Below are 20,825 nucleotides of genomic sequence, written 5' to 3' on the forward strand. Positions count from 1 at the left end.
CTCCCGGCCGCGGCCCCCGCACACACCGGCGTGTGCGGGGGCCGCGGTGCGTGCGGGGGCCCGAGTGCTCAGCGCCCGTGCGGGGTGCCCTCGGTGAACCCGGCCGTGGTCTGCATCCCGACGACCGACCGCTCGTGCAGCTCGCCGAGGGTCCGGGCGCCGGTGTAGGTGCAGGCCGACCGCACGCCGGAGCAGATGCCGTCGAGCACGTCCTCGACGCCGGGACGGTCCGGGTCGAGCCGCTGGCGCGAGGACGAGATGCCCTCCTCGAACAGCGACTTGCGGGCCCGGTCGAAGGCGTTGTCCCCGCGGGTCCGCGCGCTGACCGCCCGCTTCGACGCCATCCCGAACGACTCCTTGTACGCCCGGCCGTGCTCGTCGCGCAGCAGGTCGCCGGGGGACTCGTAGGTCCCGGCCAGCCAGGACCCGATCATCACCGACGCGGCGCCCGCGGCCAGGGCCAGCGCGACGTCGCGCGGGTGGCGCACCCCGCCGTCGGCCCAGACGACGGCGCCGCGCTCGCGGGCCGCGGCCACGCACTCGGCGACGGCGGAGAACTGCGGCCGCCCGACGCCGGTCATCATCCGCGTGGTGCACATCGCGCCCGGCCCGACGCCGACCTTGACGATGTCGGCCCCGGCGTCGGCGAGGTCCGCGGCGCCCTCGGCGGTGACGACGTTGCCCGCGGCGACCGGCACCGCGGCCCCCTCGGTGTCGACGACCGAGCGCACCACGCGCAGCGCGTCGAGCATCTTGCCCTGGTGCCCGTGCGCGGTGTCGACGACGAGGACGTCCACCCCCGCGTCGAGCAGCGCCTTCGCCTTCACCGCCACGTCGCCGTTGATCCCGATCGCGGCCGCGGTCCGCAACCGGCCGCGGGCGTCGAGCGCGGGGGTGTAGATGCCGGCGCGCAGCGCACCGAGCGGGGTGAGCAGACCGGCGAGCCTGCCGTCGTCGTCGAGACCGAGGGCGACGGCGTGGGCGCGCCGAGTGCTCTGCAGCGCCTCGAACACCTCCCGCGGCGGTGTGTCCAGCGCCAGCGTGACCGGGTCCGGGTCGAGGACGTCGGCGAGCCGGGTGAAGCGGTCGACGCCCAGGCAGGCGGCCTCGTCGACGGTGCCGACCGGGCGGCCGCCGTCGTCGACGACCACGACGGCGTCGTGCGCGCGCTTGGGCAGCAGGTTCAGCGCGTCGGCGACGGCGTCCCCGGTCCGCAGCACCAGCGGGGTGTCCCACACCGGGTCCCGCTGCTTGATCCAGCCGACGATGTCGGCGACGGCGTCGGTCGCCACGTCCTGCGGCAGCACGGTCAGGGCGCCGCGGCGGGCGAGGGTCTCGGCCATCCGCCGCCCGGCGACGGCGGTCATGTTGGCCGCGACCACCGGCACCGTGGCGCCGGTGCCGTCCGGGGTGGTCAGGTCGACGTCGAAGCGGGAGACGACGTCGGAGCGGCGGGGAACGAGGAACACGTCGTCGTAGGTGAGGTCGTGTTCGGGGGTCCGGTCGTCGAGGAAGCGCACGGTCAGAAGATGCTACGCCCGCACGGGACTTGTCACGAGGCCGTCACGTCGGAGGAACCATCGGGCAACCGTGCGTGATTACCGTCGGGTACATGCCGGTACCGTCGCCGATCGCCCCCGCACGCTCGGGGGACGCCCGCCGGGTCCGCGACCTGCTCCGGGTCGCGATCGCCGGCCGATCCCAGCTGCGCGGGCTCCTCCCGGGCACCGACGAGCTCATGCGCGAGTACGCGGCGTCGCGGTCCGCGGTCCGCACCGCGCTGGCCCTGCTCACCGACGAGGGCCTGCTGCGCCCCGGCCCCGGCGCGTTCCGGGTGGTGGCCCGGCCGGGCTACACCGGCACCGCCCCGGCGCCCGTGCTGCCGCGTGTGCCCGGCACCGTGCCCGCGTCCGGCGCTCCCGCCGGGAGCGGATCGGCCCGGCACATCCCGGCGGTGCCCGACCCGGACCCGGCACAGCCGCCGCGCTGGGTGGACCGCGCCGGGATCGCCGCCCCGGAGGCACTCGCGACCTGGCTCGGTGTGCCGTCCGGGAGCCCGTGCCTGCGGCTGGAGTGCGTGTCGGTGACCGTCGACGGGGGCAGGCTGTTCGCGACGCACTACCTCTCCGGGACCGACGCGGCCGCGCTGCTCGCCGTGCCCGAGACCGGGATCTTCGACCGCCTGCTCGCCGACGCAGGCCTGGCCCCGGCCGAGGTCCGTACCCGCTGCGGCCCGGTGCCCGCGGACCCGGACGTCGCGCTGCAGCTCGGCGTCGCGACCCGCACCCCGGTGCTCGGCACCGAGCGCACCCTGTTGGGCTCCGACGGCCGGGTGCTGGCCGCGGTGATCGCCCGGTCCCGGCCGGGGTCGCTGGCGCACCGGGCCGCGACAGCCGACGGCGCCGGTTCCGGGGACACTCAGCCGGACAGCAACGCGCGCACCGACTCCAGCGTGTCCGCCTGGGCCGGGGTCTTGTCCGGCCGGTAGCGCAGCACCCGCGCGAACCGCAGCGCGACGCCACCCGGGTACCGGGTGGAGCGCTGCGCCCCGTCGAGCGCGATCTCCACGACGAGCTCGGGCCGCAGGTACACCACGCCGGGCTCCTCGGCCCGGGCGTACTGCGGGAACGTCGCGGTCTGCCAGGCCAGCAGCTCGTCGGTCATCCCCTTGAACGTCTTGCCGACCATGACCGGCTCGCCACCGCCGGGATCGCGGGCACCGAGGTGGATGTTGGACAGCGACCCGGTCCGCCGCCCGTACCCCCACTCCGCGCCGAGCACCACGAGGTCGAGGGTGTGCACCGGCTTGACCTTCTGCCACGCCTTCCCGCGCCGGCCCGCGGCGTAGGGCGCCGCCAGGTCCTTCACGACGACGCCCTCGTGCCCGGCCGCCAGCGCCGCGTCCAGCACGGCCGCGGCCTCGGCGGCGGTGGGTTCGCGGGCGCCGTGCATCCGTAGTGCCGGATGGTCCGCGAGCAGCCCGTCGAGCGCGTCGAGCCGGGTGGCGAGGGGCTCGTCGACCAGGTCCCGGCCGTCGAGGTGCAGCAGGTCGAAGAAGAACGGCGACAGCACGACGTCGCGGTCGGCCTCGGCGCCGAACCGGCTCATCGTGTCCTGGAAGGGGCGGGGGCGGCCGTCGTCGTCGAGGGCGAGGGTCTCCCCGTCGAGCACGACGGTGTCACACGGCAGCCCGCGCACCAGCGCGACGAGTTCGGGCACGCCGTCGGTGATCTCGCGCAGCGTGCGGGTCCAGACCCGGACGTCGTCGCCGTGGCGGTGCACCTGGATCCGGGCGCCGTCGAGCTTGTGCTCGACGGTGACCCGCTCGCCGAGTGCGGCCAGCGCGGCGTCGAGCGAGTCGCCGGGGGAGGCGAGCATCGGTCGCAGCGGGCGGCCGACCTCCAGCCCGATGCCGGCCAGGGCGTCGGCGCCACCGGCGAGCGCCGCCGCGGCGGTCTCGGGCAGCCGACCGGACAGCATCAGTGCCCGGCGCACCACGGTCTGCGTGACCCCGGACGCGGCGGCGACCGCCTCGACCATCAGCCCCTCCAGCGCGCCCTGGCGCAGCTCGCCGGTGAGCAGCCGGTGCAGGAACCGCTGCTCGTCGGCGGTGGCGGCGCCGTAGAGCCGTTGCAGCAGGTCGTGGCGGCGGGCGGTGGAGCCGGAGCCGCTGGTGGCGGTCAGCTCGTCGAGCAGCGCGTCGACGGCCTCGACGGTCAGCGACGGGTCGCCGGCCGGGGCGGCGTCGAGCCCGGACAGGGTCCGCCATCCGGTGCCGATCCGGCCCTGGCGCGGCGCCCCGGACAGCCACGCGACGACCGGGACGACCTCGCCGGGCGCGGCGGCACGCAGCAGCCCGGCCAGCGCGGTGGCCTTCGCGGTGCGAGAGCGGGTCGCGCCGACCGCGGCGGAGGTGGCGACGACGTCGGAGAACAGCACCCGGTCAGTAGAGCAGCGGGGACCGACGGTCTGCGCGTCATGCGCTGCAGGCGGCACCGGTTCCGGGGCGGGGACGGGCGGGTCCGGCCGGGCGGATCGAGCGGCGCCACAGCTCGGCGACGGCGACGACGCCGCGGCAGGTTCCCTCCGGGGTGACGACGACGAGGTCGTCGTAGGAGCGGGCGGGGTCGCCGGACAGGCTCAGTTCCAGCGCCCGCCCGAGCGGGGCACGCTCGTCCACCAGGCGGGGCGGGTCGGCGAGCTTGTGCGCGGGCTTGTCGGCCCAGAGGGCGTGCCCGAAGCGGCCGGTCATCTCGAGCAGGAAGCGGCTGCGGTCGAGGTAGCCGACGGGGTGGTGGGCGGCGTCGACGAGCACGACCCCGGACGCGTCCGGGTGCTCGCGCACGGCGTCGCGGACGGTCTCGCAGAGGGCGTCCTCGGGCAGCACGATCGCCGGTGTCGCGAGCCCGCGCACCGGTGGGTCCGCGTTCGGCGGGACGACGTTCCGGCCGGTCGCGGACGGCGCCCCGGGCACCGGGGCCCGGGGCACCGGCGACGGCCGGTGCGGGGTGCGCGGGGCGGCGTGCAGCAGGGTGAGCAGAGCCGGGAGCGTCGCGCCGTCGGGTTCGGGCAGGTCACGGGTCCCGCCGAGGAGCGGCCCCTGGGCGAGGACGACACCGCCTGCGTAGAGCCCGGGCAGCAGCTGCGGGTCCCGGACGCCGGTCGCGGCGACGAGCACCCCGACGGCCCGGCAGACCTCCAGCACCGCCCGCACCGACGCCGTGACGCCCGCATCGGCGGTGCCGACGGTGAGGTCCGGCTCGAACTTCACCACGTCCGGCCGGACGGCGGCGATCATCTCGGGGCCGAACGCACGGCCGACGCCGTCGAGGGCGATCCGGAAGCCGCGGCGGCGCAGGTCGGCCAGCGCGGGGACCAGCTGCTCGGCCGGTGTCGCGACGACGACCGGCGGCCCGATCTCCAGCATCGGCGCCACGGTCGCGCCGGCGAGCATCGAGGCCAGCCGGTCGCGGGCGAGCACGGCGGTGTCGGCGGCGACGTCGACCTGCACGGGCACGGCCGGGTCCAGGGCGCGGGCGGAGGCGACCGCGGACAGGGCCGTCGACGCGTCCAGCTCGGCCGCCCGGCGGGCGCCGCGGTCGTGGACGTCCTCGGGCACGCGGTCCTGCGGGTGCCGGAGGACGACCTCGACACCGGCGAACCGGCCGGTGCGCAGGTCGTGTACCGGCTCGTAGCGAAAACGTCCACTCAGCTCGTTGGGGGGCACGGCAAGAGTCCGTTCGGGGGAGTGATCTTCAGCAGTTGTCACAGACTGTCATGAACGTGGCGTCCGAACGATCACGAATCTGTGAACAACGGATGGACTGACCCCTCGCACACGGCGCGTCGCACACGGTGCGAGGGGATCGTCCGAATCGTCCCCCGTCTCCTGGTCGGGGCCGGGTCAGCCGCGCTTCTCGCCCCGGGTCATCGCCAGCACGTCGAGCGCACGGTCCAGGTCGGCCTCGGTGAGGGTGCCGTTCTCGACGTGGCCGCGCTCGATGACGACCTCCCGGATCGTCTTCCGCTCCTTCAGGGCCTGCTTCGCGACGGCCGCCGCCTCCTCGTAGCCGATCTTCGAGTTGAGCGGGGTGACGATCGACGGCGACGACTCGGCGTACTCCCGGGTGCGGTCGACGTCGGCCTCCATCCCGTCGACGACCTTGTCGGCCAGCAGCCGGGCGGCGTTGGCGATCAGCCGCGCGGACTCCAGCACGTTGCGCGCCATGACCGGCATCATCACGTTCAGCTCGAGGTTGCCCTGGCTACCGGAGAAGCCGACGGTCACGTCGTTGCCCATGACCTGTGCGCACACCATCATCGTGGCCTCGCAGATCACCGGGTTGACCTTGCCCGGCATGATCGAGCTGCCCGGCTGCAGATCCGGCAGGTGGATCTCCGCGAGCCCGGTGCGCGGGCCCGAGGACAGCCAGCGCAGGTCGTTGGCGATCTTGTAGAGGCCGGTCGCCACGGTGCGCAGCGCGCCGGAGCCCTCGACCAGGCCGTCGCGGGAGCCCTGGGCCTCGATGTGGTCGGCCGCCTCGGTGAGCTGGTCGAGCCCGGTGGCCTCGCGCAGCTTCTCCACCACGGCGGCGCCGAACCCGGCCGGGGCGTTCAACCCGGTGCCGACCGCCGTTCCGCCGATCGGCAGCACGGCCAGGCGGGGGAGCGCGTCGCGGACCCGGTCGGCGCCGTAGCCGGCCTGGCTGGCCCAGCCGCCGGCCTCCTGGCCGAGGGTGATCGGGACGGCGTCCATCAGGTGGGTGCGCCCGGCCTTCACGACCTCCGCCCAGTCCTGCGCGCGGCGGCGCAGTGCCGCCTCCAGGTGCTCCAGCGCGGGGGCGACCTCGGTGGCCAGCGCCTCGGTGGCGGCCAGGTGGATCGTGGTCGGGAAGACGTCGTTCGAGGACTGCGAGGCGTTGACGTCGTCGTTCGGGTGAACCTCGGTGCCCGCCTTCGCCGCGATCGTCGCGATGACCTCGTTGGCGTTCATGTTCGACGACGTCCCCGAGCCGGTCTGGAACACGTCGACCGGGAAGTGGTCGTCCCAGCGGCCGTCGGCGACCTCGTCGGCGGCGGCCGCGATGGCGCCGGCCTTGGCCTCGTCGAGCACGCCCAGCTCGAGGTTGGCGCGGGCGGCGGCCGCCTTGACCAGGCCGAGCGCGCGGATCTGGGCGCGCTCCAGGCCTCGTCCGGAGATCGGGAAGTTCTCGACCGCGCGCTGGGTCTGGGCGCGCCACAACGCGTCGGCCGGGACCCGGACCTCGCCCATGGTGTCGTGCTCGATGCGGTACTCGGAGCTCATACGCGCAGGTCTACTCCTCCGCGCGGGGTTCCGCGCGGCTGCTCGCCGAGTGAGGTCAGGCTCACCTGACCCCACCGGTGGCAGGGGTCAGGGGATCTCGGGCGCCTCGCCGGCGTGGTCGGTCGCGTCGAAGTCGACGGTGGAGAACTCGCGCAGCTTCGACAGCCGGTGGAACGCCTCGATGATCCGCACGGTGCCGGACTTGGACCGCATGACGATCGACTGGGTCGCCGCGCCGCCGCCTCGGTAGTGCACGCCGCGCAGCAGCGGGCCGTCGGTGATGCCGGTGGCGCAGAAGAACACGTTGTCTCCGCGGACGAGCTCGCCGGTGGTGAGCACCTTGTCGAGGTCGTGACCGGCGGCGATCGCCTTCTGGCGCTCCTCGTCGTCGGTGGGCCAGAGCCTGCCCTGGATCTCGCCGCCCATGCACTTCAGCGCGGCCGCGGTGATGATCCCCTCCGGGGTGCCGCCGATGCCGTAGAGCAGGTCGACGCCCGAGTCGGGGCGGGCGGCGGCGATGGCGCCGGCCACGTCGCCGTCGGAGATGAAGGAGATCCGGGCCCCGGCCTCGCGGATCTCGCGGACGATCTCCTCGTGCCGCGGGCGGTCGAGCACGCACACGGTGACGTCGCCGACGTCGAGGCCCTTGGCGCGGGCGACGCGCCGGATGTTCTCGCCGACCGGCAGCGTGATGTCGATGGCGTCCGCGGCCTCGGGGCCGGTGGCGATCTTCTCCATGTAGAACACCGCCGACGGGTCGAACATCGCGTCCCGCTCGGCGACGGCGAGCACGGCCAGCGCGTTCGGCATGCCCTTGCTCATCAGCGTGGTGCCGTCGATCGGGTCGACGGCGACGTCGCAGGACGGGCCCTCGCCGTCCCCGACCTCCTCGCCGTTGAACAGCATCGGGGCCTCGTCCTTCTCGCCCTCGCCGATGACGACGACGCCGCGCATCGACACGGACGAGATCAGCTGGCGCATGGCGTCGACGGCCGCACCGTCGCCGCCGTTCTTGTCGCCGCGGCCGACCCAGCGGCCTGCGGCCATCGCCGCGGCCTCGGTGACCCGGACCAGTTCCATCGCCAGGTTGCGGTCGGGCGCCTCACGACGGCGGGGGGCGTGCTGGCTCACGGGGAGTCTCTCCTCGGGTCGGGTTGCGCTGCGGCGCGATCCTCGCACGTCCGAGGGGGTTGAGCAGTCGATGAGCGACCGACGCCATGTTCCGGGGCGGGGCTGGGACGATGGTCGCGTGAGCTCACCATCCGACCCCGGTACGCCCGCGGATCCGCACGCGGAGGCCTCCGGGGCGACCCCGTCCGAGCCGGTCCGGGACGGTGCAGCCGGGTCCGGTTCGTCCGGTTCTGCCAGGTCGGCGGGGGTGCCGGCCGGGCCGCGCGCGATGCGCAAGCCGGGCCGCGGCGAGACCGGGATGCGCGACCTGCTCGGTGCGCTGCTCCTGCTGCTGCCGGTCGGTCTGCTGATCGTCAGCGTCGGCGGGTCGTGCTCGTTCGCTCCCGACGGCCCGGCCGAGGACCCGAACTCGGGCCCGACGGTGAACGTCGCCGAGCGGCTCACCGAGTACGCGTCGGCGTCGCGGTTCCCGCTGCGGGTCCCGGACGTGCCGTTCCGCGCGAACTCCACCGACCGCGGCCCGGTCCAGGGCGGCGGCACCGCGGTGCGCGTCGGCTACATCACGCCGGACGCCGACTACCTCGCGTTCGTGCAGACCGACGGCTCCACCGAGGGGGTCCTCGCCACCGAGTCCGGCGCCGCCGGCCGCGGGTCGGGCGCGCCGACGCCGGCCGGGACGACGTCGGCGGGCGGCCTGACCTGGGAGATCTTCCGTTCTCCCGGCGGGGAGCCGTTCCGGGTGGCGACGCTGCCGGGGAACCCGCAGGTCCGGCTGCTGGTCACCGGCTCGGCCGACGAGGCCGCGTTCGGCACGCTCGCCGACGCGCTGCCGAAGGCCCGGGTGCTGCCCGGGCGCACCGGCTGACGCTCAGTCCCCGGCGTCGTCGGCATCGGGGTCGTCGGCGTGCGCCAGCTTCTCCTCGATGCGTTCGCGGGCCCCGGCGAGCTGCTCGTCGCAGCGGCGGGCCAGTGCCTCGCCGCGTTCCCAGAGCGCGACCGAGTCGTCGAGGCCGAGGCCACCGACCTCGAGGGCCCGGACGACCTCGACGAGCTCGTCGCGGGCGTCCTCGTAGCCCAGGGAGTCGACGGCGGGGCGCTCGGTCATGCGGGTGTCTCCGTACTGGTGGGGGTGGTCTCGGGTCCGTCGGACGTCGCGGCGACGGCACCCTCGGCGACCCGGATCCGCAGGGCGGTCCCTGCGGGGGCGTCGGTGGCGTCGCGCAGCAGCGGTGGGATCTCCCCGCCGGTACCGGCGAGCTGCACGATCGCGTAGCCGCGGGCCAGCGTCGCGGTCGGGCCGAGGGCGGCGAGCCGGGCGCGCAGGTGACCCAGCTCGGACTCCGCCCGCTCGATCCGCCGGACGACGGCGCGGTGGGTCGCCTCGCGGGCCCGGACGATCTCGGCCTCGCGGGCGTCGAGCATCCGCAGCGGCTCGGCCAGCACCGGGCGGCGGCGCAGGCCGTCGAGATGGCGCTGCTCGCGGTCGACCCAGCCGTGCAGCGCGCGCCGGGCCCGGTCGCGCAGCCCGGCGATCCGCGCGGTCTCCTCGGCCAGGTCGGGCACGAGGCTGCGCCCGGCCTCGGTGGGGGTGGAGCAGCGCAGGTCGGCGACGTGGTCGACCAGCGGGGTGTCCGGCTCGTGCCCGATCGCCGAGACCACCGGGGTGCGGCAGGCGGCGACGGCGCGGCACAGCGTCTCGTCGGAGAACGGCAGCAGGTCCTCCACACTGCCACCGCCGCGCGCCAGCACGATCACCTCGACGTCGGGGTCCCGGTCGAGGCCGCGCAGTGCCCCGACGACCTGCTCGACGGCGAGCCCGCCCTGCACCGCGACGTTCTCGATCCGGAACCGGACGGCGGGCCAGCGCCCCGTCGCGTTGCTGACGACGTCGTGCTGGGCAGCCGAGTCGCGGCCGGTCACCAGGCCGATGGTGTGCGGCAGCAGCGGCGGCCTGCGCTTGAGCGCGGGGTCGAACAGGCCCTCCGCGGCCAGCAGCCGGCGCAGCCGCTCGATCCGGGCGAGCAGCTCACCGAGCCCGACGGCGCGGATCCGGTCCACCCGCAGGGTCAGCGTGCCGCGCCCCAGGTAGAACGACGGCTTCGCGTGCACGATCACCCGGCTGCCCTCGGCGACGGCGTCGCCGGAGTCCCGCACCAGCGACGACGGCGCGGTGAGCTGCAGCGACACGTCCGCCGCAGGATCGCGCAGGGTGAGGAACGACGTGGCCGAGCGGGTGTTGACCTGGGCCAGCTGGCCCTCGACCCAGACCGCGCCGAGCCGGTCGATCCACTCCGCGATCTTGCGGGCGACCGTCCGGACCGGCCAGGGGTTCTCCTCGCTCGTGGCCGGGGGAGTGGTCACGACTCCTGGGACAGCGTCGCGATGCGGTTGGTCAGCATCGTGACGTAGGGCGGGCGGTTCTGGTGCGCCGTCTCCCACGCCAGCAGGTCGGACAGGTCGTCGATGCTCAGCGTGCGCAGCTTGCCGCGCAGCTGCGGGACGCTCAGCGACGGGTACTCGGGGACGGCCGTGGGCGCGCTCGCCGAGGCCTCGGCCCGGTTGGACACTCCCGCCGGCCGCTCGACCGGGATCCCGGCGCGGGCCGGGCGCAGCGTGGCGACCGTGCCGTCGACGGCGGCCGAGCGGGCGACGGTGCCGTCCGGTTCGGCCGCGTACCCGGCTCCGTTGAGCGCGGCCTGCTCGAACCCGGCGGGCGGCAGCGGGTCGTCGAGGTCCGGGAGGTCCTCGTCGAAGGTGGCCCAGGCCGGGATCTCCTCGGCGGGGGTCAGGGTGCCGAGCGCGCGGTCGCCCTTGATGGCCAGCTCGGTGATCGTCTGCTGCACCCGCATCGTGACCTGCAGTGCCTGGCTGACGGCGGTCACCGGCAGCTCGACGGCCTGCCGGGGCAGCTCACGGACTCCCTCGACGGCGGTCACGACGAGGCCGGCGGCGATCCGCACGGGAAGCGGCAGCGGTGACATGGCCGCGATTGTCCCCCGTCGGCGGCGTCCGTGCGCAGCGGGCACGCCGGGTCGCGGTCGGACCGGTCACGTGCGGCTGACCGTCCGACGGGTCGTCCGTACGCTGGGGGGCATGTCCGGTTCGGATGCCAAGCAGGTTCTGCTCGCCAAGCCCCGTGGCTACTGCGCGGGGGTCGACCGCGCCGTCGAGGCTGTCGAGCAGGCGCTCGACAAGTACGGCGCCCCGGTCTACGTGCGCAAGGAGATCGTGCACAACAAGCACGTCGTGGAGACGCTGCGCGATCGTGGCGCGATCTTCGTCGAGGAGGCCTCCGAGGTGCCGGAGGGGGCGCACGTCGTGTTCTCCGCGCACGGGGTCTCGCCCGCGGTGCGCGACGAGGCGAAGGACCGGCAGCTCAAGACGATCGACGCCACCTGCCCGCTGGTCACCAAGGTGCACCAGGAAGCCAAGCGGTTCGCCCGCGAGGAGTACGACATCCTGCTCGTCGGGCACGCCGGGCACGAGGAGGTCGAGGGCACCTCCGGTGAGGCGCCGGACAACATCCAGCTCGTCGAGTCCGCCGCCGACGTCGACAAGATCGAGGTGCGGGACCCGGACAAGGTCGTGTGGCTGTCGCAGACCACGCTCTCGGTCGACGAGACGATGGAGACCGTCCGCGCGCTGCGCGAGAAGTTCCCGAACCTGCAGAACCCGCCGTCGGACGACATCTGCTACGCCACCCAGAACCGCCAGGTCGCGGTGAAGACGATGGCGCCGCGCTGCGACCTCGTGCTGGTCGTCGGGTCGCGGAACTCGTCGAACTCGGTGCGCCTGGTCGAGGTCGCCCTCGGTGCCGGCGCGGGCGCGTCGTACCTGATCGACTACGCCAAGGAGATCGACGACGCCTGGCTCGACGGCGTCACCACCGTCGGCGTCACCAGCGGTGCCTCGGTGCCCGAGGTACTCGTCCGCGGCGTCGTGGACCACCTGGCCGAGCGTGGCTTCGGCTCGGTTGAGGAGGTCGACACGGCCGAGGAGACGCTGACGTTCTCGCTGCCGCGCGAGCTGCGCCCGCCGCGCCCAGCCGCGGCCGCGAAGTCCTGACCTCCCGGTCCTGAGAACGGCGCCCTCGGCGCTGCGGCGCCGAGGGGTACGTCAGGGCTGTCGACGCGTGATCGAACAGCCCTCAGGTGCCGCTCGACGCCGCCGGGGCCGCGTTCCGCGGAACGCGGTGGCGGCTGCGCGGAACGCCCGGGTGGGTGCTCAGCCGCGCCGGCCGGGGCCCGGGCGGCGGCGGTCCTGACCGGGCCGGTCACCGGCCGGGCGTCCCCGCGGTTGCTGCGCCCCACCGTTCCCGCCGGGTGCAGGCCGGGCGTCGCCCCGTCCGGGTGCGCCCCGTCCCGGCGATCTCGTGCCGGAGGGTCCCGCGTCGGGCTCCGGCGGGCGTCCCGCCTCGGACGGCCGCCGCGGACCTCCGCGCTCGCCGCCCCGGCCGCCGCGCTCCGGTCCACCGCGTTCCGGCGCCCCGCGCTCGGGGCGCCGGGGCCCGCCGCGGCTCTGCTCACCACGGCGCTCGGGCCCGCCGCGGCTCTGCTCACCACGGCTCTGCTCACCCCGTGACGACGGCCGGTTGCGCCCGGTGCCGCCGGACGGCCCGGCCGCCGGAGCGGTTCCCGGCCTGCCCGACCGCGACCCCTGCCCGGGGGCGGGCCGGGCACCCCCGGCCCCGTCGCGGCCGCCGGACCCACCACGAGCCCCGGACGCCGTCGGCGCCGAACGCGGTGCACCCGGCTGCGACCCGGAAGCCGGGCGACCCCGCGCCGAGCCCGCGGCCGCCGGACGCGCCCCGCCGCCGGACGGCCTGCCGAGCCGGTCGGGATCGTGCCCGCCGGGGTCCTTGCCCAGCCGTGTGCGGAGCCGGCCGACGGCGTCGTCGGGGCCCAGGCGCTGGACCAGCAGCCGGAACCCGGCGACCAGCAGGACGACCACGGTCGTCACGGCCATCGCCGGGAACGCGTTGATCAGCGGCGCGCCCGCCATGAGCACGCTCTTCGCCCCGCCCGCGCCGCCGGGGGACCCGACGAGCACGGCCATCAGCGGCACCACCACGGCCAGCAGCAACGGCGGTTGCACCGCGGGCAGGAAGATGCTGCGCCGGCGGACCCAGCCGACGGCGAGCACGCAGCCCACGAGGTAGCCGGCCTCGAACACGCCGCCGACCGTGCCGATCCGCAGCAGGTCGGCCACGACGCCGATCGCGGTGGCCGCGACGGCGAGACCGACGGCGGCGAGCGGCGGGATACCGAGGACGGGACGGAGCAGGGAGCGCTCCCGGACCGGCCAGCCGCCGCGTCCGGAACGGGCCTGCGTTCCGGACCCACCGGGCCGGCGGGCCGCGCTCGTGCGAGGCGGGGTCACCCGGTCAGCCTAACTCCCCCCGGTGGCGCTGAGCCGGGCCCTCGTGGTCGTCGGTCGTGTCCTGGGCCGGGGAGTCGCGACGGCTCAGGTCGTCGAACGACACGAGCGCGTCTCCGGCCGAGGCCACGAGCTCCGGTGCGGCCACCCCGCGCGGGGTGCGGTCGACCGTCGACGGCGCCTCGAGGTCGGCGTCGGCGACCTGCAGGTCCGAGAGTTTCCGCGCGCTGACCAGCACCCGCGTCTCCAGCGACGACACCGCCTTGTTGTAGCTGTCGACCGCCGAGTCGAGGCTGCGGCCGAGCTTCGCGACGTGCGTGCCCATCGTCGCGAGCCGCCCGTGCAGCTCCCGGCCCAGCTGGTGGACCTGCGCGGCGTTGCGCGCCAGCGCCTCCTGTTTCCAGCCGTAGGCGACGGTGCGCAGCAGCGCGACCAGCGTCGTCGGCGTCGCCAATACGACGTTGCGGCCGAACGCGTACTCCAGCAGCCCCGGGTCGGATCGCAGCGCCGCCTCCAGGAACGGGTCGCCCGGCACGAACAGCACCACGAACTCCGGCGTCGGCTCGAACGACTGCCAGTACGTCTTCGCCGCCAGCTGGTCGACGTGCGCGCGCAGCTGGCGGGCGTGGGCGGTCAGCTTCTTCGCGTGCACGTCCGGGTCGGAGGCCTCCACGGCCTCCAGGTACGCCGCGAACGGCACCTTCGCGTCCACGACGACCTGCTTGCCCCCGGCCAGGCGCACGATCATGTCCGGCCGCACGCCGCCCTCCTCGGACGACGCGCTGACCTGCGTGGAGAAGTCGCAGTGCTCCACCATCCCGGCCATCTCCGCGACCCGCTGCAGCTGCATCTCGCCCCAGCGGCCGCGGACCTGCGGGGCGCGCAGCGCGTTGACCAGCTGCTTGGTCTCGCTGCCGAGCCGGTCCGAGCTCTCGGCCATCGCCCGCACCTGCTCGCGCAGCCCGGCATAGGCGGACTCGCGGTCCTTCTCCACCGACCGCAGCTGGCCCTCGACGCGGCCCAGTGCCGTCGTCACCGGGTCCAGCAGCTGCTCGACGGCCTTGGCCCGCGCGGTCTCCTCGCCCTCGGCCTTCGCCGCGAGCGACGCCGTCGCCTCCTTCAACCGGCTCTCCGCCAGCGCCACGAACGCCTCGTTGTTGCGGGCCAGCGCGTCCTGCGACAGCGCGGCGAAGGAGTCCTTCAGCTCCGCCTCCCGCCGGGCGAACGACTGCTCCTGCTCGCCGCGGGCCCGCCGCTCGGCCTGCAGCGCGGCGGCCGAGGCCGCCCCCTCGTGCTCGGCGCGCCGGCCCCGCTCGGTCGCCCGGTCCAGCTCCTCGTGCAGATCCTCGATCCGCTCCAGCAGCCCGGTGCGCTCGGCGCGCAGGGCTGCCGCATCGGCCCGGGCCGTGGCCGAGGTGTTGGCCGACGCCCGCTCGGACTCGGCCGCCGCGGCCCGGAACCGGGCGGAGACCAGCAGCCAGGTGACGACGGCGGCGATCGCCGCACCCAGCAGCGTCCCGAGAAGAAGGCTCGTGGCATCCACACGACGCAGCCTGCACCCGACCACCGACATTTATCGGCGGGTGCGCCGTCGTCGCAGGTCAGCGTGCCGGCACGGGCGTGTTGAACGGTTCGGGGTTTATCCGTGCGTCCACGCGGGGACGGCCGGGCCGCCCGCCGGGTTGCCTCGGGGAGGCCAAGACCACGGCGGGCGAACCCGTCGCCGGGGCGGGCGTCTTCTCCAGTGTCCGACCCAGTGAGGCACGAGAGAGGTTGCAGCACATGAACACCCGACTCGCCCGCACCATCGGCCGCAGCGCCGCCGCCCTGTCCGTCGCCGCCGCCGCGCTCATCCCGGCCGGTGTCGCCGTCGCGGACACCCCGGCGCCCGCCGGAGCCCCGGCCCCGAGCGCCTGCCGCCCGGCCAACCAGCAGGCCACCGTGACGCAGTCCGACTCGAGCGCCGGGCACCGCCACTACGCGGTCACCATCACCGCCGGCCCGGGCACCGCGCCCTGCACGCTGAAGGGATCGCCGACCCACGTCGGGTTCAGCCTCAACGGCTCGCCGCGCGCCATCAACACGGTGGCCTACGGCAACCAGGACCAGACCGCCGTGCTCGCGCCCGGTCACCCGGTCACCTTCGACGTCCAGGTGCAGAACACCCCGGGCGGCGCCACCGCCAACGAGGTCCACTTCACGCCGGTCGAGCCCGACGGCCAGGTGCCCGGCGACTTCGTCGCGCACGGCCCGCTGACCGTCGACGGCACGCCGCAGATCGGCCCGGTCACCGCGGCCGGCTGATCACACCCGAGAACTCGACCACACCCGAGAACTCGTCCGCGGGCGGGGTACGGGGGAGCCACCCCGCCCGCGGGCGTCCTGGGCCGTAGCGTCGGCCCACCGCTCATCGACATGTTGGGGGACAAGTCATGCGCACCATCACCCGTACCGTCGCCGCACTCGCCGTCGCCGTCGGCGCACTCGCTCCGGCGGGCGTCGCGGCCGCCGACACCGGCCACCCGACGACCGACCCGCGGCCGAGCGCCTGCCGCCCGGCCAACCAGCAGGCCACCGTCTCACAGATCGGGACGAGCCCGTCGGGGTACCGGGAGTACTCCGTGGTCATCAAGGCCGCTCCGGGGACCGCGCCGTGCACGCTGAAGGGGTCGCCGACCAACGTCGGCTTCAGCCGCGGCGACACACCGCTGGCGAACCACACCGTGTCCTACGGCGACCAGAGCCAGACCGCGTGGCTCAGCGAGAACGGCCCGGTCGAGTTCATCGTCATGGTGCCCGGCACCACGGGCGGGGTCTCGGCGGACCGGCTGCACTTCACGCCGGTCGAGCAGGACGGGGAGGTCCCCGGCGACTTCGCCGCCGACGGCCCGATGGTCGTCGACGGCACGCCGCTGGTCGGGCCGGTCTCCGCGCTCGTCTGACCTGCACGTTCCGCAGCCAGCTCGCGGGTGGGAACCGGGGGGAGCCCCGCCTGCGAGCCACCAGGGCCGTGCCGGTGACCTTCGGGTCACCGGCACGGCCCGTCGGCGTTGTGGAGGGTCGGTCAGACCGTCCCGGTGGCCTCGTGGTCGAGCAGCCACTGCTTCACCGGCAGCCCGTAGCGGAACCCGCCGAGCGAGCCGTCGGTGCGCAGCACCCGGTGGCACGGCACGAACAGCGCCGCCGCGTTCTGCGCGCACGCGCCCGCCGCCGCGCGGACGGCCGCCGGACGACCGGTCCGGTCGGCGTAGCCGGAGTAGGTGACCGGAGCGCCGGCGGGCACCGTCCGGAGCACCTCCCATGCGTGCTCGCGGTACGGCCCGGACCGCTGCCGGACGGGCACGTCGTCGATCGCCGACAGCTCACCGGAGTGGTAGCGGTCGATCGCCTCACCGACCGCGCCGAGGTCGCCCTCGACGACGTCGCCGGGCCGCAGCGATGCGTGGACCAGTGACAACAGCTCGTCGACCGAGTCGGTCCAGCCGGACGCCAGGACGGTGCCGCCGGCGTCGACGACGGCGGTGAAGGGGCCGAGCGGGGTCTCGCGGGTGCCGTACACGGCGGTGGTCATGCGCTCCTCCGAGCAGACGACGGGACAGGGGACGGGCCAGAGGAAGGGGCAGGAGAAGGAACGGTGGCGGCGATCCGCCAGAGGTGGGTGGCGGCGTAGGACCGCCAGGGCGACCAGGCGTGCGCCCGCCCGGTCAGTGCGGACTCGTCCGACGGGAGGCCGAGGGTGGCGGCCCCACGGCGTACCGCGAGGTCGGAGGCGAGCAGCTCGTCCGGAGCCCCGAGCACCCGCATCGCCAGGTACCCGGCGCTCCACGGACCGATCCCGGGTAGCGCGAGCAGCTCGGCCCGCAGGTCGGCGGGGTCGCGTCCGGCGTCGAGGACGAGATCGCCGGACACCAGCGCGGTACACAGCCCGCGCAGCGCCGCGGCCCGCCGGGCGGGGCCGGGGATCTCCACCTCGGCCAGCACCGACGGCTCCGGGAAGAGCAGGTCCGGTCCGTCGGCGCTGTCGGCGCTGTCGGCGCTGTCGCCGCTGTCGCCGCTGTCGCCGCCGCGGCCGTCGCCGCTGTCGCTGCCGCCGCGCAGTTCGGCGGGCAGCGGGGTGCCGTGTGCGGCAGCCAGCCGGCTCGCAGCGGTCCGTGCGGCAGCGACCGAGACCTGCTGGCCGAGCAGCGTGCGGACCGCCGTCGCGGCCGGGTCGGCGCTGCCCGCGAGCCGGATCCCCGGTGTCGCGGCCACGGCACCGGCGAGCGCCGGGTCCGCACCCAGCACGGCGTCGACGGCGTGCGGGTCGGCGTCGAGGTCGAGCAGTCGGCGCAGCCGCGCCACGGCCGGCCCGACGTCGCGCGGGTCGCTCACCCGCAGCGTCGCCAGGACGGCACCGGCCCGTGCGGTCAGGTCCAGCGCGACCGTCGCCGGGCCGTGCGGGAGCGCCAGCGTCCGGCGGTACACCCCGCCGACGACGTCCTCCACCCGGTCCACGGTCCGTACCGCCAGATGGTCGAGCAGCCCGCGGGCGTCGAACGGCTCCCGGTAGGGCAGCCGCAGGGTCAGGGCCCCGGGCGCCGGGTCGGTCCCGGCGGTCCGGGAGCGGCGCGCGGCCTCGGCCCGCAGCTGCGACGGCGGCACCCCGTAGACCGCGCGGACGGTGTCGTTGAACTGCCGCACGCTGCCGAAACCGGCCGCGAACGCGACGTCGGCGAGCCCCAGCGGTGTCGTCTCGACGAGAATCCGGGCGGTGTGCGCGCGCTGCGCCCGGGCCAGGGCGAGCGGCCCCGCGCCCAGCTCCGCGGCGAGGATCCGGCCGAGCTGGCGCGCCGAGTAGCCCAGCCGCGACGCGAGCCCTGGCACCCCTTCCCGCTCGACGACACCGTCGGCGATCAGCCGCATCGCCCGCCCGGCCGCGTCGGCGCGCAGGTTCCACTCCGGTGACCCGGGAACGGCGTCGGGCAGGCAGCGCCGGCACGCCCGGTAGCCGGCGTGCTGGGCGGCGGCCGCGGTGCGCAGGAACTCCACGTTGCGCGAGCGCGGCGGCGGCACCGGGCAGGAGGGGCGGCAGTAGATGCCGGTGGTCCGGACCGCGGTCACGAACTGCCCGTCGAAGCGGGCGTCCTTGGCGGCGACGGCCCGGTAGCAGGTGTCGTGGTCGAGAAGCACGACACCGAGACTGCCACCGCCGACGCCCGGGTTCTCGCGGAAATCGGTCACCGGTGTCGGAGGTGCGGGGAGGGCGGCGCGAACGTCGCCCGACCACCCCGGCACCGCATACGGGATCATGGTCGGGGCCGCCGCGACGATCACGGCGGCCCGGCTGTGTGGAGCACCGTTCGACCCGACCGTGACGTGGAGGCGATCATCGCGACCGACCTCGGCCCGGGCACCGTCGAGCACGATCCGCACGCCCGGCGCACCGGCCGCGCGACCGCCGCCCGGACCCGCATCGTCGGGTGGGTGGTGCTGTTCGTGCTGACCTCGCTCGGCGTCGTCACGCTGGTCACCTGGCTGCTGCTGATCGGCGAGACCGACCGCCGGGTGGACGCGGCACTCGGCCCGCAGATCGACGAGTTCGCCCGCTCGGCCCGCGCCGGGGTGAACCCCTCGACCGGGCGGCCGTTCGGCTCCGTCGACGAGATCCTCCGCTCGGTGATCGCGACGAACGTGGCCCGGCCCAACGAGAAGTTCCTCGGCTACCTCGACGGCCGCTTCCGCTGGGAGTCCCGGGTGATCAGCCCGGACGTACGGCTGCGCACCGACCCCGCGTTCACCCGGCTGGTCGCGACCGTGCCCGCGCCGACCCGCGGCACTTATATGTCGGCCGGCGGCGAGGTGCACTGGGCGGCGCTGCCGGTCGGGCTCGATGGGCGCCCGGAGCGGGGCGTCGTCGTCATCGCCTACCTGGTCGACCAGGAGCACGAGTTCGCCGACGAGGCGGCGCGGCTGATGACGCTGGTCGGGATCGGGGTGGCGATGCTGTCCGCGCTGGGCGCGTGGCTCGCCGCGGGCCGGATCCTGCAGCCGCTGCGCGACGTCGCGGCGACCGCGCGGGGGATCACCGACACCGACCTCTCGCGGCGGGTCCCGTTGCGCGCCAGGCCCCGTGACGAGATCGCCGAGCTGGCGGGGACGCTGAACGACATGCTCGACCGGGTGCAGAGCGGCATGCAGTCCCAGCGCCGCTTCGTCGACGACGCCGGCCACGAGCTGCGGACGCCGATCACGATCGTCCGTGGCCACCTGGGCGTTCTCGACCCGGAGGACCCCGACGACGTCCGGGACGCCGTCGCCCTGGTCGACGACGAGCTGGACCGGATGAACCAGCTCGTCTCGGAGATGCTCAGCCTGACCCGGGCGGAGCAGCTGACGTTGCTGCAACCGGAGGAGGTCGACGTCGACGCGTTCACCCGCGAGATGTTCGGCAAGCTCACCGCGCTCGCCGACCGGGAGTGGCGGCTGACCTCGGCCGCGCCGATCCACATGCGGCTCGACCCGCACCGGATCACCCAGGCCGTCGTCGCGCTCGCCGACAACGCGGTCCGCGCGACCGGGCCGGGGGACCGGATCGAGCTGGGCTCCGACGCCGACGACGAGCGCCTGCGGATCCGGGTGTCGGACGACGGCCCCGGCATCTCCGAGGCCGACCGGGCCCGGATCTTCCGCCGGTTCGCCCGCGGCGAGAACGCACCCCGTTCCGACGGCGCCGGGCTCGGCCTGTCGATCGTCGAGGCCATCGCGACCACGCACGGCGGCCGGGTGCGCCTGGACAGCGTCGTCGGCGAGGGCGCCACGTTCACCCTCGACCTGCCCCGGGAGGGAGCGTGAGCAGCCGGATCCTGGTCGGCGAGGACGAACCGCGGATCGCCTCGTTCGTCAAGAAGGGCCTGCGGGCGGCCGGGTTCGAGGTCACCGTCGTCGCCGACGGCCCCGGCGTGCACGACCACGCCGTCACCGGCGGGTTCGACCTGCTCGTGCTCGACATCGGCCTGCCCGGCGCCGACGGGTTCTCCGTGCTGCGCCGCCTGCGCCAGGCCGGCATCGCCATCCCGGTGATCATCCTGACCGCCCGGGACAGCGTCACCGACACCGTCGCCGGGCTCGAGGGCGGCGCCGACGACTACATGCCCAAGCCGTTCCGGTTCGAGGAGCTGCTGGCCCGGGTCCGGCTGCGGCTGGAGCGCTCCCGGCCGGCTCCGGACCGCGACGTCCTGTCCTTTCACGGCCTGGAGCTGGACCCGCGGACCCGGCACGTCGTCGTGCACGGGCGGACCGTGGAGCTGTCGGTGCGCGAGGCGGCGCTGGCCGAGGCGTTCCTGCGTCACCCCGGGCAGGTGCTCTCCCGCGACCAGCTGCTGCGCCTGGCATGGGAGGGGGAGTCGGGCTCGGCGTCGAACGTCGTCGACGTCTACGTCCGCTACCTGCGGCGCAAGCTCGGCCCGGAATGGATCGCCACGGTCCGCGGCGCGGGCTACCGGCTCGAACCGGGCTGAGACCTGCGACTACCCTG

At 75.3% G+C, this 20,825-nt stretch carries 19 protein-coding genes; 7 read left to right on the forward strand and 12 right to left on the reverse strand.

Annotated elements, in window-relative coordinates; genetic code table 11:
• Positions 1-68: 68 nt before the first annotated feature.
• On the reverse strand, positions 69-1,520 hold the full coding sequence (locus ACLE50_RS19965; RefSeq protein WP_410945121.1) for a GuaB1 family IMP dehydrogenase-related protein: 1,452 nt from the start codon (positions 1,518-1,520) through the stop codon (positions 69-71).
• A gap of 92 nt (positions 1,521-1,612) precedes the next feature.
• Between ACLE50_RS19965 and ACLE50_RS19970 the strand changes: the two genes are divergently transcribed.
• On the forward strand, positions 1,613-2,488 hold the full coding sequence (locus ACLE50_RS19970; protein WP_410945122.1) for a GntR family transcriptional regulator: 876 nt from the start codon (positions 1,613-1,615) through the stop codon (positions 2,486-2,488).
• Here ACLE50_RS19970 and ACLE50_RS19975 read toward each other — a convergent pair.
• The 4 genes from ACLE50_RS19975 to glpX all read right to left on the reverse strand — a co-directional run bounded on the left by ACLE50_RS19975 (position 2,419) and on the right by glpX (position 7,885).
• A complete protein-coding gene (locus ACLE50_RS19975; RefSeq protein WP_410945123.1) occupies positions 2,419-3,939 on the reverse strand; it encodes an ATP-dependent DNA ligase in 1,521 nt (506 codons plus the stop codon). The two genes, ACLE50_RS19970 and ACLE50_RS19975, sit on opposite strands and share 70 nt — an antisense overlap.
• A 37-nt stretch (positions 3,940-3,976) precedes the next feature.
• Complete coding sequence (locus ACLE50_RS19980) at positions 3,977-5,227, reverse strand: EAL domain-containing protein (RefSeq protein WP_410945124.1); 1,251 nt, start codon at positions 5,225-5,227, stop codon at positions 3,977-3,979.
• 177 nt (positions 5,228-5,404) lie between these two features.
• Positions 5,405-6,805, reverse strand: coding sequence for a class II fumarate hydratase (locus ACLE50_RS19985; protein WP_410945125.1), 1,401 nt, complete (start codon positions 6,803-6,805; stop codon positions 5,405-5,407).
• Positions 6,806-6,892: 87 nt separating this feature from the next.
• Complete coding sequence (gene glpX / locus ACLE50_RS19990; protein WP_410945259.1) at positions 6,893-7,885, reverse strand: class II fructose-bisphosphatase; 993 nt, start codon at positions 7,883-7,885, stop codon at positions 6,893-6,895.
• Between the two features lie 298 nt (positions 7,886-8,183).
• Here glpX and ACLE50_RS19995 point away from each other — a divergent pair, with 298 nt between their 5' ends.
• Entirely contained in the window at positions 8,184-8,801 is a 618-nt protein-coding gene (locus tag ACLE50_RS19995) for a DUF4245 family protein (RefSeq protein ID WP_410945126.1), read from the forward strand.
• A gap of 3 nt (positions 8,802-8,804) precedes the next feature.
• On the opposite strand, the gene ACLE50_RS20000 is transcribed toward ACLE50_RS19995, so the two are convergent.
• From ACLE50_RS20000 to ACLE50_RS20010, 3 genes are read right to left on the reverse strand one after another with little or no spacing between them, the layout of a single operon-like run.
• Positions 8,805-9,041 carry an exodeoxyribonuclease VII small subunit gene (locus ACLE50_RS20000; RefSeq protein WP_410945127.1) on the reverse strand — a complete coding sequence of 79 codons (237 nt, stop codon included), beginning with the start codon at positions 9,039-9,041 and terminating at the stop codon, positions 8,805-8,807.
• Positions 9,038-10,297, reverse strand: a complete 1,260-nt coding sequence (xseA, locus tag ACLE50_RS20005; protein ID WP_410945128.1) for an exodeoxyribonuclease VII large subunit — start codon at positions 10,295-10,297, stop codon at positions 9,038-9,040. The genes ACLE50_RS20000 and xseA overlap by 4 nt, the downstream gene beginning before the upstream one ends.
• Positions 10,294-10,917, reverse strand: coding sequence for a lipid droplet-associated protein (locus ACLE50_RS20010; protein ID WP_410945129.1), 624 nt, complete (start codon positions 10,915-10,917; stop codon positions 10,294-10,296). The genes xseA and ACLE50_RS20010 overlap by 4 nt, the downstream gene beginning before the upstream one ends.
• Before the next feature lie 112 nt (positions 10,918-11,029).
• Between ACLE50_RS20010 and ACLE50_RS20015 the strand changes: the two genes are divergently transcribed.
• On the forward strand, positions 11,030-12,001 hold the full coding sequence (locus tag ACLE50_RS20015) for a 4-hydroxy-3-methylbut-2-enyl diphosphate reductase (protein WP_410945130.1): 972 nt from the start codon (positions 11,030-11,032) through the stop codon (positions 11,999-12,001).
• 159 nt (positions 12,002-12,160) lie between these two features.
• On the opposite strand, the gene ACLE50_RS20020 is transcribed toward ACLE50_RS20015, so the two are convergent.
• Together ACLE50_RS20020 and ACLE50_RS20025 are read right to left on the reverse strand one after the other, a co-directional pair.
• On the reverse strand, positions 12,161-13,315 hold the full coding sequence (locus tag ACLE50_RS20020; protein WP_410945131.1) for a DUF6542 domain-containing protein: 1,155 nt from the start codon (positions 13,313-13,315) through the stop codon (positions 12,161-12,163).
• A gap of 4 nt (positions 13,316-13,319) precedes the next feature.
• On the reverse strand, positions 13,320-14,855 hold the full coding sequence (locus tag ACLE50_RS20025; protein WP_410945132.1) for a DNA recombination protein RmuC: 1,536 nt from the start codon (positions 14,853-14,855) through the stop codon (positions 13,320-13,322).
• A gap of 239 nt (positions 14,856-15,094) precedes the next feature.
• Between ACLE50_RS20025 and ACLE50_RS20030 the strand changes: the two genes are divergently transcribed.
• Both ACLE50_RS20030 and ACLE50_RS20035 read left to right on the forward strand, forming a co-directional pair.
• Positions 15,095-15,616 carry a DUF4232 domain-containing protein gene (locus tag ACLE50_RS20030; protein WP_410945133.1) on the forward strand — a complete coding sequence of 174 codons (522 nt, stop codon included), beginning with the start codon at positions 15,095-15,097 and terminating at the stop codon, positions 15,614-15,616.
• A 128-nt stretch (positions 15,617-15,744) separates the two neighbouring features.
• Complete coding sequence (locus ACLE50_RS20035) at positions 15,745-16,254, forward strand: hypothetical protein (RefSeq protein ID WP_410945134.1); 510 nt, start codon at positions 15,745-15,747, stop codon at positions 16,252-16,254.
• Positions 16,255-16,376: 122 nt separating this feature from the next.
• Here the strand turns inward: ACLE50_RS20035 and ACLE50_RS20040 are convergent, their stop codons facing one another.
• Together ACLE50_RS20040 and ACLE50_RS20045 are read right to left on the reverse strand one after the other, a co-directional pair.
• Positions 16,377-16,883 carry a methylated-DNA--[protein]-cysteine S-methyltransferase gene (locus ACLE50_RS20040; protein ID WP_410945135.1) on the reverse strand — a complete coding sequence of 169 codons (507 nt, stop codon included), beginning with the start codon at positions 16,881-16,883 and terminating at the stop codon, positions 16,377-16,379.
• The gene (locus tag ACLE50_RS20045) at positions 16,880-18,532 is read right to left on the reverse strand and encodes a DNA-3-methyladenine glycosylase 2 family protein (RefSeq protein WP_410945136.1); all 1,653 of its coding nucleotides are present in this window, start codon (positions 18,530-18,532) and stop codon (positions 16,880-16,882) included. The genes ACLE50_RS20040 and ACLE50_RS20045 overlap by 4 nt, the downstream gene beginning before the upstream one ends.
• 135 nt (positions 18,533-18,667) lie before the next feature.
• Between ACLE50_RS20045 and ACLE50_RS20050 the strand changes: the two genes are divergently transcribed.
• Complete coding sequence (locus tag ACLE50_RS20050; protein WP_410945137.1) at positions 18,668-20,143, forward strand: sensor histidine kinase; 1,476 nt, start codon at positions 18,668-18,670, stop codon at positions 20,141-20,143.
• A complete protein-coding gene (locus ACLE50_RS20055) occupies positions 20,140-20,808 on the forward strand; it encodes a response regulator transcription factor (protein ID WP_410945138.1) in 669 nt (222 codons plus the stop codon). The genes ACLE50_RS20050 and ACLE50_RS20055 overlap by 4 nt, the downstream gene beginning before the upstream one ends.
• The last annotated feature ends 17 nt before the right edge of the window (positions 20,809-20,825 follow it).

Origin of the sequence: Pseudonocardia phyllosphaerae (genome assembly GCF_046546475.1) — a bacterium.
In the GTDB taxonomy this organism is placed as follows: domain Bacteria; phylum Actinomycetota; class Actinomycetes; order Mycobacteriales; family Pseudonocardiaceae; genus Pseudonocardia; species Pseudonocardia phyllosphaerae.

Bases quoted from the DNA above. Each gene is read 5' to 3' on its own strand.
- ACLE50_RS19970 (WP_410945122.1), top strand. From the start codon at position 1,613: ATGCCGGTACCGTCGCCGATCGCCCCCGCACGCTCGGGGGACGCCCGC.
- ACLE50_RS20000 (WP_410945127.1), bottom strand. From the start codon at position 9,041: ATGACCGAGCGCCCCGCCGTCGACTCCCTGGGCTACGAGGACGCCCGC.
- ACLE50_RS20015 (WP_410945130.1), top strand. From the start codon at position 11,030: ATGTCCGGTTCGGATGCCAAGCAGGTTCTGCTCGCCAAGCCCCGTGGC.
- ACLE50_RS20010 (WP_410945129.1), bottom strand. From the start codon at position 10,917: ATGTCACCGCTGCCGCTTCCCGTGCGGATCGCCGCCGGCCTCGTCGTG.
- ACLE50_RS19985 (WP_410945125.1), bottom strand. From the start codon at position 6,805: ATGAGCTCCGAGTACCGCATCGAGCACGACACCATGGGCGAGGTCCGG.
- ACLE50_RS20040 (WP_410945135.1), bottom strand. From the start codon at position 16,883: ATGACCACCGCCGTGTACGGCACCCGCGAGACCCCGCTCGGCCCCTTC.
- ACLE50_RS20035 (WP_410945134.1), top strand. From the start codon at position 15,745: ATGCGCACCATCACCCGTACCGTCGCCGCACTCGCCGTCGCCGTCGGC.
- glpX (WP_410945259.1), bottom strand. From the start codon at position 7,885: ATGGAACTGGTCCGGGTCACCGAGGCCGCGGCGATGGCCGCAGGCCGC.
- ACLE50_RS20030 (WP_410945133.1), top strand. From the start codon at position 15,095: ATGAACACCCGACTCGCCCGCACCATCGGCCGCAGCGCCGCCGCCCTG.